This is a genomic window from Nocardia sp. NPDC051463 (assembly GCF_040681975.1).
Lineage (GTDB): Bacteria > Actinomycetota > Actinomycetes > Mycobacteriales > Mycobacteriaceae > Nocardia.
The window spans coordinates 1,138,993-1,153,882 of sequence record NZ_JBFBAB010000001.1; the positions used below are offsets into that span (position 1 = coordinate 1,138,993).

Genomic DNA, 14,890 nt, shown 5'->3' on the forward strand with positions numbered 1-14,890 from the left:
CCCCGCTACGCTCGGTCCGATGTTCGAGACCCTCTCTCCCGCGGTTGTCGTCGCGCTGCCGGGCACCGGATCCGACGCCGACTTCGCGCGCCGCGCATTCGAACCTGCCTGCGTAGCCCGCAAAACTGCGTTCCTGGCTGTCGAACCGGACCCGGGCGCCGTCGTGGCATCGTGCCGGGCAGCCTTGGACGCCGCGGCCCACTCCGGACCGGTGCTGGTGACGGGAATCTCTCTCGGCGCCGCGATTGCGGTGGAATGGGCGGCCGAACACCCCGACGCCGTCGTCGGCGTGGTCGCGGCGCTACCTGCGTGGACCGGATCCGACACCGCCGCATGCCCTGCCGCGCTCAGCGCCGCCGCAACGGCCGCACAGTTGCGGGCCGACGGTCTGGACGCGGTGATCGAGCGGATGCGAGCGAGCAGCCCACGCTGGCTGGCCGATGCGCTTACCCAGTCCTGGCGCGCCCAGTGGCCGCAGCTGCCCGACGCGCTGGAAGAAGCCGCCGACTACAAGTGGCCGGACACCCAGCGCCTCGCCACCCTCGACGTCCCGGTCGCCCTGGTCACCGCGATCGACGACCCGGTCCACCCGCTCGCGGTCGCCGAGGAATGGGCCGCGCTGATCCCGCGCTCCGAACTGATCCGGATCACCCTCGCCGAGCTGGGCACAGATCCGGCAATCCTCGGGAAGACCGGACTGGCCGCATTCAACTGAGCGACGCTGACAGCCGCGGCCTACCACGAGGGAGCGAACAACACGAGCGACATTCGCTTCGGCGCACTGGGCGGAGCGAGTGCACTGGGCGGAGCGAGTCTTACGAGCGACCGTTCGCGGCCGGCTCGCGTCCGAGTGGCCGAAGCGCACGCGACGCAGTCGCGAGTCTCGGCCGCTCGGACGCGAGCCTTGAGGGCCGCGAACACGCAGTGCCGCAGGCGCTGCAAAAACCAACACAGCCGCGAACACGCAGCGCCGCAGGCGCTGCCAACCCAACACAGATCAGTTCAAACCGAGCTGCTGCATCGCGGATCCATCGGCGCCACGACGGGGTTCCTGCGGCATCCGCGGCGGGATCACCGCGGTGGGCGTGGCCTGGGCTGCGGCTTGGGCGGCCGCGGCTTGCTGCTGCGCCTCCACTTGCTGCTGATGCGCGGCGGCGAGCTGCTCGGCCAATTGCTGCGGCAGCACTACGGCGAGGGGTTCACGCACCGGCATCGGGTCGTCGCCGCGACGAATCACAGTCTCGCTGAGGATGGCTCGCGCGGCCGCAACCAGCGGTCCACCCGCGTCGGCGGCGCCCGCCGGGCCCGCGGCGACGAGACGGACCATCCAGCGTGGCCCGTCGACTCCGATGAACCGGAGGTCGGCACCCTCGGTGATCGCGAGCAGCTCGCGCCCCCACGGTCCGGTCTCGACCGCGACCCTGGCGCCGTCCTTGCGTAGCGATTCGGCGAGATCAGCTGCCACCGTGCGCCATTGGCCTGCCGACTTCGGCGCAGCGTAGGCCGCGACAGTGATCCGCCCGTGTTCGGTGGCCAGGTGCACCGCCTGCGGGGTGCCGTCGGGAGTCATCTCGACCTGCAGCTGGCCGCCCGGGGGCACCGGCAGAATCACCGATCCGAGGTCGAGGCGCTGGTCGGCTACATCCTCGAGCAGCTCGGCGACGTCGCCGTAGTCGTAGGGACCGGACTTCTGCGCGTCGGTATCGTCGTCGTCGTAGTAGTCGTCGTCGGTGTCATAGTCGGTGTCGTCGTAGTCGGTGTCGTCGTATTCGGCCGCGGCGTACGCAGCCGGAACGTAACCGGCTGGGATAATGGGGTTTTCATCGGTGATGGGCTCGTCGATCGGGATGATCGGGTTTTCGTCGGTGATGGGCTCGTCGTCGTAGCCCGGCTGCGCGTACTCGGCGTCGATGTACTCTGCCGCGTCGTCGTACAGGTCATCGGCGTACCGGTCGTCGGACTTCTTCTTCCTTCCGAACATTGCTGTCATGCCTCCTTACCCGCCGAGCCCACCCCATCGGCCTGCGCGGTCAGACTCGCGTGGCCGCCGCTCGAGCCATACCCGCCGGCGCCGCGCGTGGTGTCGTCGAGCGTGTCGACCTCGACGAAATCGACCAGCTCCACTCGTTGCACGAGCAGCTGCGCGATCCGGTCACCGCGCCGCAGCTCGATCGGGGTGCGCAGGTCGTGATTGACCAGGCACACCTTGATTTCACCGCGATACCCCGCGTCGACCGTGCCGGGGGTATTGACCACCGACAGCCCGGTTTTGGCCGCGAGGCCCGACCGGGGATGGATGAGGCCGACGGTGCCGACCGGCAACGCGACGGCGACGCCGGTGCCGACCAGCACCCGCTCGCCCGGCTCCAGAATGACGTCCTCCGTGGTGCACAGATCCACGCCCGCGTCGCCGTGATGGGCACGCGTGGGCATGGGGATGCCGGGATCAAGCCGCAGCAAGGGTATGGGTGAAAGTGCGTTCACGTTGATCGAGCCTACGCGTAAGCCGCTGACCACCGTGACTTAGTGTTGAGTCGTGTCGGACCAGCCCAATCCCGCGACGACGGACCACGAAAACAACAGCCAGCACCTCTACCGCGAACGCCTGTGGGTGCCGCTGTGGTGGTGGCCGGTGGCCTTCGCCATCACTGGGCTGCTTGCCGCCGAAATTCATATGGGCGCACCGGGAGTCCGGGCGTGGCTGCCGTATGTGGCGCTGTTCCCGGTGCCGGTGTGGGTGCTGTTGTGGCTGAGCCGCCATCGGGTCGAGGTTGCACCGGATTCGACCGGCACGCCAGAACTGCGCGTCGATCGCGCACATCTGCCCGCGACCTTCGTGGCCCGCGCGGCGGCTGTCGCGCCGACAGCGAAAAGCGCGGCGCTGGGTCGCCAACTCGACCCGGCCGCCTATGTACAACATCGGCCGTGGATCGGGCCGATGGTTGTGCTCGTGCTCGACGACCCGGACGATCCGACGCCGTACTGGCTGGTCAGTACGCGACGGCCCGAACGGGTCCTTGCCGCGCTTGGCATACCTGGCACAGAGCCTGGCGTGCCGAGCGCGGGCTGACCTCGATCTCGCTACGAGATCAGGCGGCGCAGTCCATGCAAATCAACTGACCGCCGCTTTCACTGGCCAGCCTGCTCCGGTGATGAACCAGGAAACAGCTGGAACAGGTGAACTCATCGGCCTGCTTCGGAATCACTCGAACTGTCAGCACTTCCTCGGACAGGTCCGCGCCGGGAAGCTCGAACGACTCCGCGGTATCGGATTCGTCGATATCCACGACGGCGGACTGTGCCTCGTTGCGACGAGCCTTCAGCTCCTCCAGCGAATCTTCCGACACCTCGTCGGTTTCGGTGCGCCTCGGTGCGTCATAGTCGGTTGCCATGTCGTCTTCCCCTCGTCCTTACTCCGTATATCCCGGACCGGCCGCATCAGTCCCGATTCCTCTCGGAATCGCACTGACCCGCACCGCCCCGCCGGTGGTGCACATCACACGTGCACCGGTCACCTATCAGGTCGGACCCATTCGATCCATCACTGATAGCGTCTGGTGAACGCAGGACATGCCCTACTTGTTCCCGCGACCGACCACCATTTTCGCCGCCGGTGATTCGATCTGGGCCGCCAGACAATAGCGGACCACGCGGCAAAAGTCGCAATCAAAACACAGACGAGTCGAAACCGACGATGAATCGACACCGTTCGTCGAACTCGCCGAGACCTTGCGCACCGTCACCGAGACAATTTCGTACAGTGTGCTCGTGGTTTCACTGATCACCGAAGGCAGCGCAACGGATCAACGGGGTCAACCCTTCCTCCGACGGCGCAATCAGCCATGGCTCATCCTGGTCGGCGTGTTGGTGCTGATCTGCACAGTTGTGTGGGTCAGAGCTCTGACGACCGAGGACGACAGCGGCACGGCCATGTCGTGCAACTCTCCGAGCCCCGCAACTGACGCGAAAGCGCCGCCACCTGCGCCGTTAGGGCAGCGGGTCGGATCGTCGCGGCTCCAGGACGTCGATCCGGCGCCGCTGGCCTCGTCGAAGGTCCGGGTGCTCAACGCCAACAACAAGAGCGGGCAGGCCTCGCACATCGCTACGGCGCTCGGCGATCTCGGCTTTGCCAGTCCGCCCGGGCAGCAATTCGGTAACGATCAGACATACGTCAACGGTGACCTTGAATGCACCGGCCAGATCCGCTTCGGGGTGAACGGCCGCCCGGCCGCCGCCTCCGTGCAGCTGGTCGCGCCGTGTGCCGAGCTGATCGAGGATCAGCGCGGCGACGAGACCGTGGATCTGGTGCTCGGGTCGGTGTTCGGTGAGTCACTGCGGCCGAGTACCGATGCCGAGGAGGTGCTGCGTTCGCTGAAGAATCCAGCGCCGGGTGGGTCTCCGTCGATCGACGGCACGCTGCTGGCGGCCGCGCGGAAGAGCCGTTGCTGAACCTCGTGTCCCTGACTGGGCGCTGAATCGTTCAGCGCCCAGCCTGCCGCACCGGGTCCACTAGACATCCGGGATCGGGTCGGTAGCACCGACCCGATCGAGCAGCTCGATCACCTCGTCGGCGATTCCCGGTGCCGCGGCGACCACCAGATCGCCTGCCGAGCCGGGGTTGATAGCCGGTGGCAGGACGAGCCGCGCGCCCGCCTCCGCGGCGATCAGGGCCCCGGCCGCCCAGTCCCACGCATTGAGCCCGTGCTCGTAGTAGGCGTCGACACGGCCGGACGCGACGAGGCATAAATCGAGGGCCGCCGCACCGAACCGCCGAATGTCCCGAATATCCGGCAGCACCTCGGCGAGCATGGCGGCCTGCCTGCCGCGCCGGTGCGTGCCGTAGGCGAATCCGGTGGCTACCAATGCCAGCGACAACGACTCGACCGGCGTGCAGCGCAATTGTTCGACGGTGCCGTCGGCGTCCTCACGCACCGCGCCGAGGCCGAGCCCGGCGCTGTAGGTCGATTCCCGCGCGACATCGACAACCGCGCCGGCGACGGGCCGTCCGCCACGAACCGCGGCGACCGAGACCGCGTAGCCCGGAATGCCGTACAGAAAGTTGACGGTGCCGTCGATCGGGTCGACCACCCAGTAGATCGTGTCCTCGGCGCCGCCGGTCAGGCTGCCGCCGCCTTCCTCACCGAGGATCGGGTCACCGGGACGCAACTCGGCGAGCAGCCCACGGATCAGTTCCTCGGTCTCGGTGTCCACGACGGTCACCGGGTCGGTGGGATGTCCCTTCGTCTGCACGTCACCCGCGACGCGTGCGCCGTCCGGACCGAAGACCTCGGGACGGCGCGCACGGACGTGTGCGGCCGCGGTCTGCGCGAGATGGACGGCGATCCGGCGCAACTCGGCGTCGTCGCCAGAGGGCGTCGAAGGGGCTGCAACAGTGGCTGGCGACATGGTTTTCGGCACGGCCTCCATCGCATCACAGATCCTCGCGGAACGCGCAGCAGCGCACGCCATTACTCTTGTCGTGCACGACACAGCGCCGTCGTCGGGCACAAGCTCATTCGCGTGCCTTGCGGCCGTGGCGGGGACTGTGCTGCGGCGTCATCATCACACCGGCCAGCACAGGGAACGAGGGAATCGTCATGTCCGCTCGGGGGCACGCATTCGGTATCGACATCGGTGGCAGCGGCGTCAAGGGCGCTGCGGTTGATCTGGCCACCGGTGCGCTCGTCCATGAGCGGATCAAGATCGCGACACCGCATCCGTCGACACCGCAGGCGGTCGCCGACACGGTGGCCAAGGTCGTCGCTCAGGCGGACTGGGACGGTCCGGTCGGCGTCACGCTGCCGTGTGTGGTGCTCGACGGCGTCGCACGCACCGCGGCCAATGTCGACAAGGCCTGGATCGGCACCGACGCCCGGGCGCTGTTCTCCGACGTACTCGGCGGCCGGGAAGTCACCGTGCTCAACGACGCGGACGCGGCCGGCCTGGCCGAAGACCGTTATGGCGCGGCAAAGGATTTCGCCGGCTTGGTGCTGCTGCTGACCTTCGGCACCGGCATCGGCTCGGCGCTGATCTTCCACGGCACGCTGGTGCCCAACAGCGAATTGGGTCATCTCGAGATCGGGGGCATGGAGGCCGAGCATCGGGCCGCCGCCTCGATCAAGGACCGTGACGGGCTGTCCTACGAGCAGTGGGCGGCGGAGGTCAGCGCGGTGCTGAGCGGGCTGGAGAATCTTTTCTGGCCGAAGGTGATCGTCGCAGGTGGCGGCATCAGCCGCGATGCGGACCAGTGGATTCCTTTGCTGACCAACCGAACTCCGGTGATTCCCGCGGATCTGCGCAATACCGCGGGCATCGTGGGTGCCGCGATGGCCATCGACGCGGGCATCGCGCCGTGATGCGACGCGGTGTTTTGCGCGCCGAGCCGAGGGTGCGAGGAACCGCCAATGCGGCAGGTGGCCATGAGTACCCTGGTTCGATCGTTACAATGGAAAGTACTCCGGCCGCGAGCCGGAAACCCCCAGCCCGGCACTCCGCCGGTGAAACCCGACAGACCGCTCCGCCGGAACACCACTCTGGCGTGACGCCGCACGAGACCGTCACGAAAGGGCGTACGTGGTAGCCACGACCCGTCAGACCGCCGACTCGGCCGAGGCCGACTCCGCAGATGTAACCGAAGCACGGCCGGTCCGCAAGGCTGCTGCGAAGAAGGCCCCGGCGAAGAAGGCCGCAGCCAAGAAGGCTCCGGCCAAGAAGGCCGCGGCCAAGGCGCCCGCGAAGAAAGCCGCGAGCAAGAAGGCCGACGGCGAGCCCGGCGAGGAAAACCTCGACGAGGAGTCGCTCGATCTCGAGGACCTCGGCGATCTGGAGGTGTCCGAGGACGACCTCGTCGAAGAGGAGGTTGTCGACGACCCCGCCGAGGAGGTCGACGAAGCCGAGGCCGAGCCGACGGCAGCCGACAAGGCTTCCGGCGATTTCGTCTGGGACGAGGAGGAATCCGAGGCACTGCGGCAAGCCCGCAAGGATGCCGAGCTCACCGCCTCGGCCGACTCGGTGCGTGCCTACCTCAAGCAGATCGGCAAGGTCGCGCTGCTCAACGCCGAGGAGGAGGTCGAGCTCGCCAAGCGGATCGAGGCCGGCCTCTACGCGGCGGAGAAGGTGCGCGAGTTCGCCGAGCAGGGTGAGAAGCTGCCGGTCGCCATGCGCCGCGACTACACCTGGATCGTGCGCGACGGCAACCGCGCCAAGAACCACCTACTGGAAGCCAACCTGCGCTTGGTCGTCTCGCTGGCCAAGCGCTACACCGGTCGCGGCATGGCGTTCCTGGATCTGATCCAGGAGGGCAACCTCGGTCTGATCCGCGCAGTGGAGAAGTTCGACTACACCAAGGGCTACAAGTTCTCCACGTACGCCACCTGGTGGATCCGGCAGGCCATCACCCGCGCCATGGCCGACCAGGCTCGCACCATCCGTATCCCGGTGCACATGGTCGAGGTCATCAACAAGCTCGGCCGTATCCAGCGCGAGCTGCTCCAGGATCTGGGCCGTGAGCCCACTCCGGAGGAGCTGGCCAAGGAAATGGATATCACGCCGGAGAAGGTGCTGGAGATCCAGCAGTACGCGCGTGAGCCCATCTCGCTGGACCAGACCATCGGTGACGAGGGTGACAGCCAGCTCGGTGACTTCATCGAGGATTCCGAAGCCGTTGTCGCTGTCGACGCGGTGAGCTTCACACTGCTGCAGGATCAGCTGCAGTCGGTGCTGGAGACGTTGTCGGAGCGCGAGGCGGGCGTGGTCCGGCTGCGCTTCGGTCTCACCGACGGCCAGCCGCGCACACTCGACGAGATCGGTCAGGTGTACGGAGTTACCCGTGAGCGCATCCGGCAGATCGAGTCGAAGACCATGAGCAAGCTGCGCCACCCCAGCCGCTCTCAGGTGCTGCGGGACTACCTCGACTAGATCGAAACGGTTCCGACAGGCCCGTATCCGCTCAGCGGATACGGGCTTGTTTCGTTATTCGACCGCTAACCAATTTCGGTTTCAACCAAACCGTGAAGTGACCGAAACCACTTCTGCGGATTGAATTTTCACGACTCGAGCCACGCAGTGCTGCCGTATCGTCTGACCCGCTGTCGTTTCAATAGCCGGATGTTCTTACTCCGGTACAGGGGGCGTTACGTGCTAGACATTCATCATTTCAGCTACGGGTTGCTCACCCCACTTCTGGCCTACACCATGTCTGTCACCGGATGCCTGCTCGGATTGCAGTGCGCCGCAAGGGCACGCACCGGAGAAAGCCGCGGCGGCTGGATCGTCGCGGCCGCGATCTCCATCGGTGGCACCGGCATCTGGGTCATGCATTTCATTGCGATGCTCGGCTTTTCGATCCGCGGTACCGAGATTCGCTACGACGTCCCGCTCACCCTGGTGAGCGCGGTGACCGCGATGGCGGTGGTCGGCATCGGGCTGGTCATCGTGATCAGGCCGCAGCCGACAGTGCTCGGCCTGCTGACAGGCGGAACCTTCACCGGCATCGGCGTCGGCGCGATGCACTACACCGGGATGTATGCGATGAAGTCCGACGCGGACATCGCCTACGACTCGACGCTGGTTGTGCTGTCGATGGTGATCGCCGTCGTCGCCGCGACCGTCGCGCTCTGGTTCACGTTGCGCGTCACAGGTTTTCTCGCCACCGTCGCCGCGGCACTGATCATGGGCATCGCGGTATGCGGCATGCACTACACCGGGATGGCGTCGATGCACGCGCACCGCAACGACCATGCGATGCCGCCGTCGGGCACCGGTGCGATGGAGCTGATCGCCCCGGTGATCGTGGTGATCAGCGTGGTCAGCATGCTGCTGCTCATCAGCGTCAGCCTCACCGACATCGATCGCAGTATCGAACTGCCGCCGCTGAAGCTGAGTAATGCGCGCACGGAAAGTGCTGCCGCGCGGAGGGTTTCGATCGCGCAGCCCGAGCCGCTGGAGCCGGCAACGGCCTACTGGCCGACCATCGAGATCAGCGACCGGCCTCGACCGAAGTGAATTCCCCCGGGCCGACCGCATCGGTGCGCGAGGCGTCCTTCAGGTCGACGCCCGACCTGCCGAGCATTCGAGCGCCGGAAACCAAGCCCGCCAACACCTTTGCCGCCTGGGCATAACCCAACCCCGCCGGCGGGTGGATGTTGGAAATGCAGTTGCGATCGGCATCGGTCCGGCCCGGCCGCGGCTGGTGGGTCAGGTAGATGCCGAGGCTGTCGGCCACCGACAAGCCCGGCCGCTCGCCGATCAAAACGACAACCGTTGCCACACCCATGGATTCGGCTATGTGGTCGCCGAGGGCGACCCGCGCCTGCGTGGCGATCACCGGGGCCGCGATCGAATACCGCGGCGCGAGTTCCTTGACGAGGGCGGCGACCATGGCAGGGCCGTGATCGGTCAGCGCACGCGGCGAAAGCCCGTCCGCCAGTATGAATCCGACCTCTGCCCCGCTGCGCGGCACCTGTGACATGGCAGGTTCGCCTGCCGATGTGGTCGCGGGCACTCGCCCCAGATCGGGCCTGCGCAGATACTCGGCGCGGTCACGGGCCCGGCTGTGCACGTGCGCGATGTCCCCCAATCCCAGCGCCGTGAGCTGCTCGGCCAATTCGGCCACGTCCAGTGGCATGTGCACCGCATCGCGAGCCGCCGCATGTGCAGCACGAAATTCCAGCACTCGTCCCGTCGGGAGGGCGTCACCGGTCCGGCCGAGTCCGATCCTGGCCTGGGTGGTGCGCCGCAGTTCTTGCCAGAATCGTTGCTCCGCAGCGTAGTCCGATCCGATAGCCGACGACGCCACACTGCCCGCTACCGGTCGATCGGCATCCGGCACGGCGTTTGCGGGCTGCCCTTCGACTGTCGTGCTCTGCCGATGGCCCGCCGTCCCGGTGCGGGCAGCGAACTCCGACAGCACAACGACGTCGGCGGCCGAGCTGTCGCCGCTCATCGTGCCACCGCCAAGGCGCGCAGCGGCGAGGCGAGCGGCGCGACGGGCAGCACGCGACCGGTGGCATCGATCATCCCGAGTCCGTCCAACCACGCCTCGAACTCCGGTGCGGGCCGCAGCCCGAGTACGCGCCGGGCATACAGCGCGTCATGGAAGCTCAGACTCTGATAGCCGAGCATCACGTCGTCTGCGCCGGGCACCGCGATGACGAAGGCGCAGCCCGCCGCACCCAGCAGGGTGAGCAGCGTGTCCATGTCGTCCTGGTCGGCCTCGGCGTGGTTGGTGTAGCAGACGTCGACGCCCATAGGCAGGCCGAGCAGTTTGCCGCAGAAATGGTCCTCCAGGCCCGCCCTGATGATCTGTTTGCCGTCATAGAGGTATTCCGGGCCGATGAAGCCGACAACCGTGTTGACCAGGAGCGGGTCCAGGTCGCGTGCCACCGCATAGGCCCTGGTCTCCAGCGTCTGCTGATCGACGGGCATGCCACCGGTGCCCAGGTGCGCACCCGCCGACAGCGCAGATCCCTGCCCGGTCTCCAGGTACATCACGTTGTCGCCGACCGTGCCGCGGCCGAGCGCGCGGCCGGCCTCGTTCGCCTCGCGCAGCAGCGAGATATTCACCCCGAAGCCCGCATTCGCGCCCTCGGTGCCCGCGATCGATTGGAACACCAGATCCACCGGCGCACCGGCCTCGATCAGCCCGAGCGTGGTTGTCACATGCGACAGCACACAGGATTGGGTCGGAATATCGAAGCGCGTACGCACCTCGTCGAGCAGATGCAGCAGATCGGCGGTCGCCTGCGGGGAATCGGTGGCGGGATTGATGCCGATCACCGCGTCACCACAGCCCAGCAACAGCCCGTCGAGCACGGCGGCGGCGATGCCGCGGGGATCATCGGTGGGATGGTTGGGCTGCAACCGCGTGCCCAACCGCCCAGGCAGGCCGATGGTGGTGCGGAAACCCGCGGTCACCTCGACGGCGCGTGCCACCGCGATCAGATCCTGGTTGCGCATGATCTTGCTGACCGCTGCGGCCATCTCCGGGGTCAGGCCCGCCGCGACGGCTGCCAGGGTTACCGCCGCGCCTGCGCCCGCCGCGACCTCGAGCAGCCAGTCCCGCAGACCGCCGACGGTGAGATGCGAAATCGGCTGGAAGGCGGTGCGGTCATGGGTGTCGATAATGAGTCGAGTGACCTCGTCGGACTCGTACGGCACTACAGGATCGTTCAGGAACTCCCGCAGCGGCACCTCGGCGAGCGCCCACTGGGCGGCGGCACGCTCGGCATCGGACCCGGCCGCACAGCCCGCGAGCTCGTCGCCGCTGCGCAACGGGGTGGCCTTTGCGAGCAGTTCGACCAGTCCGTCGAACACATAGGTGGTGACGCCGAGTTGCTGGGTGTAGCGCGTCATTCGAGTTCCTCTTCCGCGCGGGCCAGCATGGCGAACTCCTCGTCCGGCGAGTTCGCCACCAGCCGGTGGCGGCTGTAGAGGGCGAAATAGAGCAGAAAAGCAACGAATGCGGCGAGCGTCCACGATGCGGCCACCGGATCGACGAGGAACGTAGCGATCACGGCGGCGCAGGCGATCACGAGCGCGAACGCGGTAGTGACGATGCCGCCCGGGGTGCGGTAGGGCCGTGGCATGTTCGGCTCGCGGACCCGCAACACGATGTGACTGACCATCATCAGGACGTAACTCACCGCCGCGCCGAAGACGGCCATGTTCAGCAGCATCGCACCCTCGCCGGTCAGCGACAGCGCGAAGCCGATGGCGCCCGGCACGATCAGCGCGAGCAGAGGGGCCTTGCGATTATTGGTGACCGACAGACCGGTCGGCAGGTAGCCCGCCCGCGACAGCGCGAAGGTCTGGCGCGAGTAGGCATACACGATGGAGAAGAAGCTGGCCACCAGCCCCGCAAGCCCGATGTAGTTCACCAACTTGGCGGCCGATCCGTCGCCGAGCGCCTCGACGAGCGGGTTGCCGGAGGTCGAAATCGCCTGGGCACCAAGGGCGCCGGTGGCAAGGACGAGCGCGGCGGCGCCGGTGACGATCAGCACCAGCATGCTGATGATAATGCCCTTCGGCACATTCTTCTCCGGCTCGCGCGCCTCCTCGGCGGCCAGCGGCACACCCTCGACAGCCAGGAAGAACCAGATCGCGAACGGAATGGCAGCCCAGATACCGAACACACCGAATGGCAGGAACGACGAACTGCCCGCGGCATTCGGATCGGCCGGAATATCGGTCAGGTTGCCCGCGTCGAAGAGCCCCCACGCCGACACCGCGAACACCACGAGTCCGACCAGTGCGATGGCGGTGATGACGAACATTGCCTTGAGCGCCTCTCCCGCACCTGTCAGATGCACGCCGATGAACAGCGCGTACACGGCCAGATACACCCACCAGCCGTCGGTGATACCGAACAGATTCAACGATTCGATGTAGGCACCGATGAAGGTGGCGATGGCGGCGGGCGCGATCGCGTATTCCAGCAGGACCGCGGTGCCGGTGGCGAAGCCGCCCCACGGGCCGAGCGCGCGTCGGGCGAAGGTATAGCCTCCGCCCGCGGTCGGCAGGGCCGCCGACAGCTCGGCCATGCCGAGTACCACCGCCAGATACATGCCCGCGATCACGACAGTGGCAATGAGCAAGCCGCCGAAGCCGCCCTGTGCGATCCCGAAGTTCCAGCCGGAGTAGTCGCCGGAGATCACGTAGCTCACCCCGAGCCCCGCAAGCAGCACCCACCCCGCCGAGCCGGAGCGCAGCGTCCGCTTGGCCAGATAGTCGTCGCCGGTCGGGCTGCCGACCTTTCCCTGATCAATCGTCATATTTGCTGCGCACTCCTCATCCACCGGCACACCTGGTCGGTGGCCCAATTCTTGGATGGGCATGTTGCACGGAGGTGACCGGAGGTTACGAGTGCACCCCCAGGTCAGGTGATGCCGGGCACACCGAGGGTGGGTCGGGAGACACCACCGGGTGGCGCACGGCACACTGCAGAGCGTGGTTGCTCCCACTTCGCCCCGGCCTCGGGCACCCTGGACACACACCGTCGATCTCGGCACCGAGGTGCGCGCCGCGTGGTCCTGGGTACGCCGCCCCGGCCTGCTACGGCAGATTCCCTCCGCGGTGCGTCATCACCTCTCCGCCGCACCCGCGAGCACCGCGTATGCGTTCACCCTCTTCGTGACCTGGTGGACCCTGCGGGGCGTCGGCGGCTCTGTCGAGCGCAGGCTGATCTTCTCCGCCTCGACCAACCTCTACAACATGCAGCACAACCCGATTCAGGTGTTGGTCGCCTCCGCGTTCTGGACCGAGGGCGAATTCCCGTGGGTGACCATTGCCGAGTTCCTGCTGCTGATGGCCGCCGCGGAACGCTGGCTCGGCACCGGTCGCTGGATCCTGCTGTTCGCGACCGGGCACATCGGGGCAACCTTGCTGACCGTCACCGCAATCGACCGGCTCATTACGCGCGGCATCATTCCGACGAAAGTCGCGGTCGCCGCGGATGTCGGCACCAGCTACGGATTCACCGCAGTGCTGGCCGCGATGGCGTTCCGCTTCCGAGGCAAGGTCCGGGTGGCGTGGATCGGCCTCATCCTTGTCACGCTCGCCGCCGCCTTGGTCGTCGGCCCGACATTCACCGACTACGGTCACCTCTGCGCGGCGCTGATCGGACTACTTGTCGGCACGGTCGCGAGCATGTTCTGGCGACGGGTGGAACGAGTGCGCAGCCGGTCGGACGAGGTCGATCGGCAGGCGTGATCAGGCGGTAGCCGGTGGCGCGACGCGCCCCTTCACCAGCCCGATAACGGGTTCGACCACGCGCGCCGCGATCGGGCCGAGCACCGCCATCAGTAGCACGTACGCCGAGGCGAACGCGGCGAGCTCGCCGTCGACCCCGCCCATGGTGACCGCCAATCCCGCGATGACGATGGAGAATTCACCGTGCGCGACCAGGGCCGCGCCCGTCCGTGCGCGACCCATCCTTCGAACGCCCTGCCTACTGGCGGCCCACCACCCGGTGGCGATCTTGGTCAGCACCGTGATGACCGCGAGCGCGATCGCCCAGCCGAGGACAGCTGGGACGGCCCGCGGATCGGTACCGAGTCCGAAAGCCACGAAGAAGATTGCCGCGAACAGGTCCCGAATCGGTTCCAGCAGTTTCGCCGCCTCGTGCGCGGTCGAACCAGAGATCGCGATACCGAGCAGGAACGCGCCGACCGCCGCGGAGACGTTCAACGCGGAGGCCGCCCCTGCCACCAGCAGTGCGGCGCCCAGCAGCTTCAGCAGGAATACCTCGCGATCGGAACTGTCGACGACCGCAGACACGATGCGGCCGTAACGCAGCGCCACCACGAGCACCACCGTCACTGTGACCAGCGCGATGGCCAATGCCTTCAACCCGCTGAAGAAGCTCAGACCCGCCAGAATCGTGGTGAGCAACGGCAGATACATCGCCATCGCGAGATCTTCGAACACCAGAATCGACAGAATCACCGGGGTTTCCCGGTTGCCGAGCCGTCCGAGATCGTTGAGCACCTTGGCGACGATCCCCGAGGACGAGATGTAGGTGACCCCCGCCATGGTGATCGCGCCGTTGACCCCCCAGCCGAGCATGAGTGCCACCACGGCGCCGGGGGTCGCGTTCAAGACGATGTCGAGCAGACCCGCGGCCCAGGAGCGCCGCAACCCGGTCACCAGCTCCGGCGCGGTGTACTCGAGGCCGAGGAGAAGCAACAGCAGAACAACGCCGATTTCGCTGGCGATATGGCCGAATTCGTTCGCTGCACTGAGTTCGATGAAGCCGCCTTGGCCGAACGCCAGCCCGCCCAACAGGTAGAGCGGGATCGGCGACATACCGAAGCGGCCTGCGACTCTGCCCAGCATCCCAAGGACGAAAAGGACAGCTCCGAGCTCGAGTAGTGCGAGCGCGGTGTCCGTCACG

The 14,890-nt window shown here is 67.0% G+C and carries 15 protein-coding genes; 7 read left to right on the top strand and 8 right to left on the bottom strand.

The genetic code is table 11. The annotated features are described in order from the left end of the window. Nucleotides 1-19 precede the first annotated feature (19 nt). Complete coding sequence (locus AB0M74_RS05190; protein ID WP_364901776.1) at nucleotides 20-715, top strand: alpha/beta hydrolase; 696 nt, start codon at nucleotides 20-22, stop codon at nucleotides 713-715. A gap of 282 nt (nucleotides 716-997) precedes the next feature. On the opposite strand, the gene AB0M74_RS05195 is transcribed toward AB0M74_RS05190, so the two are convergent. Then, nucleotides 998-1,981 (bottom strand): DUF3710 domain-containing protein, encoded by a 984-nt coding sequence (locus AB0M74_RS05195; protein ID WP_364901968.1) that lies wholly within the window; start codon nucleotides 1,979-1,981, stop codon nucleotides 998-1,000. A 5-nt stretch (nucleotides 1,982-1,986) separates the two neighbouring features. Continuing rightward, entirely contained in the window at nucleotides 1,987-2,484 is a 498-nt protein-coding gene (gene dut / locus AB0M74_RS05200; RefSeq protein WP_364901778.1) for a dUTP diphosphatase, read from the bottom strand. A 52-nt stretch (nucleotides 2,485-2,536) separates the two neighbouring features. On the opposite strand from dut, the gene AB0M74_RS05205 reads away from it, so the two are divergent. Further along, nucleotides 2,537-3,070: a DUF3093 domain-containing protein gene (locus AB0M74_RS05205; RefSeq protein WP_364901780.1), complete on the top strand. Its 534-nt coding sequence runs from the start codon at nucleotides 2,537-2,539 to the stop codon at nucleotides 3,068-3,070. A 19-nt stretch (nucleotides 3,071-3,089) separates the two neighbouring features. On the opposite strand, the gene AB0M74_RS05210 is transcribed toward AB0M74_RS05205, so the two are convergent. Then, the gene (locus tag AB0M74_RS05210) at nucleotides 3,090-3,392 is read right to left on the bottom strand and encodes a DUF4193 domain-containing protein (protein WP_062988999.1); all 303 of its coding nucleotides are present in this window, start codon (nucleotides 3,390-3,392) and stop codon (nucleotides 3,090-3,092) included. A gap of 376 nt (nucleotides 3,393-3,768) precedes the next feature. Between AB0M74_RS05210 and cei the strand changes: the two genes are divergently transcribed. Next, entirely contained in the window at nucleotides 3,769-4,449 is a 681-nt protein-coding gene (gene cei / locus AB0M74_RS05215) for an envelope integrity protein Cei (protein ID WP_364901782.1), read from the top strand. Nucleotides 4,450-4,509: 60 nt separating this feature from the next. On the opposite strand, the gene AB0M74_RS05220 is transcribed toward cei, so the two are convergent. Beyond that, complete coding sequence (locus AB0M74_RS05220; RefSeq protein WP_364901784.1) at nucleotides 4,510-5,427, bottom strand: inositol monophosphatase family protein; 918 nt, start codon at nucleotides 5,425-5,427, stop codon at nucleotides 4,510-4,512. Nucleotides 5,428-5,597: 170 nt separating this feature from the next. On the opposite strand from AB0M74_RS05220, the gene ppgK reads away from it, so the two are divergent. The 3 genes from ppgK (at nucleotide 5,598) to AB0M74_RS05235 (ending at nucleotide 9,003) form a co-directional block, all read left to right on the top strand. Continuing rightward, on the top strand, nucleotides 5,598-6,356 hold the full coding sequence (gene ppgK, locus AB0M74_RS05225) for a polyphosphate--glucose phosphotransferase (protein WP_364901786.1): 759 nt from the start codon (nucleotides 5,598-5,600) through the stop codon (nucleotides 6,354-6,356). Nucleotides 6,357-6,573: 217 nt separating this feature from the next. Continuing rightward, nucleotides 6,574-7,917, top strand: coding sequence for an RNA polymerase sigma factor (locus tag AB0M74_RS05230; RefSeq protein ID WP_364901788.1), 1,344 nt, complete (start codon nucleotides 6,574-6,576; stop codon nucleotides 7,915-7,917). Nucleotides 7,918-8,136: 219 nt separating this feature from the next. After that, entirely contained in the window at nucleotides 8,137-9,003 is an 867-nt protein-coding gene (locus AB0M74_RS05235) for an MHYT domain-containing protein (protein WP_364901790.1), read from the top strand. On the opposite strand, the gene eutC is transcribed toward AB0M74_RS05235, so the two are convergent. Genes eutC through eat form a run of 3 tightly spaced genes read right to left on the bottom strand, consistent with a single transcriptional unit; the run spans nucleotide 8,978 to nucleotide 12,770 of the window. Further along, nucleotides 8,978-9,943, bottom strand: a complete 966-nt coding sequence (eutC, locus tag AB0M74_RS05240; RefSeq protein WP_364901792.1) for an ethanolamine ammonia-lyase subunit EutC — start codon at nucleotides 9,941-9,943, stop codon at nucleotides 8,978-8,980. The two genes, AB0M74_RS05235 and eutC, sit on opposite strands and share 26 nt — an antisense overlap. Further along, nucleotides 9,940-11,352, bottom strand: a complete 1,413-nt coding sequence (locus AB0M74_RS05245; protein ID WP_364901794.1) for an ethanolamine ammonia-lyase subunit EutB — start codon at nucleotides 11,350-11,352, stop codon at nucleotides 9,940-9,942. The genes eutC and AB0M74_RS05245 overlap by 4 nt, the downstream gene beginning before the upstream one ends. After that, complete coding sequence (gene eat, locus AB0M74_RS05250) at nucleotides 11,349-12,770, bottom strand: ethanolamine permease (protein ID WP_364901796.1); 1,422 nt, start codon at nucleotides 12,768-12,770, stop codon at nucleotides 11,349-11,351. Before eat ends, AB0M74_RS05245 begins: the two co-directional genes overlap by 4 nt. 175 nt (nucleotides 12,771-12,945) lie before the next feature. Here eat and AB0M74_RS05255 point away from each other — a divergent pair, with 175 nt between their 5' ends. Further along, the gene (locus AB0M74_RS05255) at nucleotides 12,946-13,707 is read left to right on the top strand and encodes a rhomboid-like protein (protein ID WP_364901797.1); all 762 of its coding nucleotides are present in this window, start codon (nucleotides 12,946-12,948) and stop codon (nucleotides 13,705-13,707) included. Here the strand turns inward: AB0M74_RS05255 and AB0M74_RS05260 are convergent, their stop codons facing one another. Next, nucleotides 13,708-14,889 (bottom strand): cation:proton antiporter, encoded by a 1,182-nt coding sequence (locus AB0M74_RS05260; RefSeq protein ID WP_364901799.1) that lies wholly within the window; start codon nucleotides 14,887-14,889, stop codon nucleotides 13,708-13,710. It lies immediately after the preceding gene. Nucleotide 14,890: the final 1 nt, after the last annotated feature.

Excerpts from the sequence above, each read along its gene's own strand:
- AB0M74_RS05220 (WP_364901784.1), bottom strand. The coding sequence starts at position 5,427 with ATGGAGGCCGTGCCGAAAACCATGTCGCCAGCCACTGTTGCAGCCCCT.
- AB0M74_RS05245 (WP_364901794.1), bottom strand. The coding sequence starts at position 11,352 with ATGACGCGCTACACCCAGCAACTCGGCGTCACCACCTATGTGTTCGAC.
- ppgK (WP_364901786.1), top strand. The coding sequence starts at position 5,598 with ATGTCCGCTCGGGGGCACGCATTCGGTATCGACATCGGTGGCAGCGGC.
- eat (WP_364901796.1), bottom strand. The coding sequence starts at position 12,770 with ATGACGATTGATCAGGGAAAGGTCGGCAGCCCGACCGGCGACGACTAT.
- eutC (WP_364901792.1), bottom strand. The coding sequence starts at position 9,943 with ATGAGCGGCGACAGCTCGGCCGCCGACGTCGTTGTGCTGTCGGAGTTC.
- AB0M74_RS05210 (WP_062988999.1), bottom strand. The coding sequence starts at position 3,392 with ATGGCAACCGACTATGACGCACCGAGGCGCACCGAAACCGACGAGGTG.
- AB0M74_RS05190 (WP_364901776.1), top strand. The coding sequence starts at position 20 with ATGTTCGAGACCCTCTCTCCCGCGGTTGTCGTCGCGCTGCCGGGCACC.
- AB0M74_RS05195 (WP_364901968.1), bottom strand. The coding sequence starts at position 1,981 with ATGTTCGGAAGGAAGAAGAAGTCCGACGACCGGTACGCCGATGACCTG.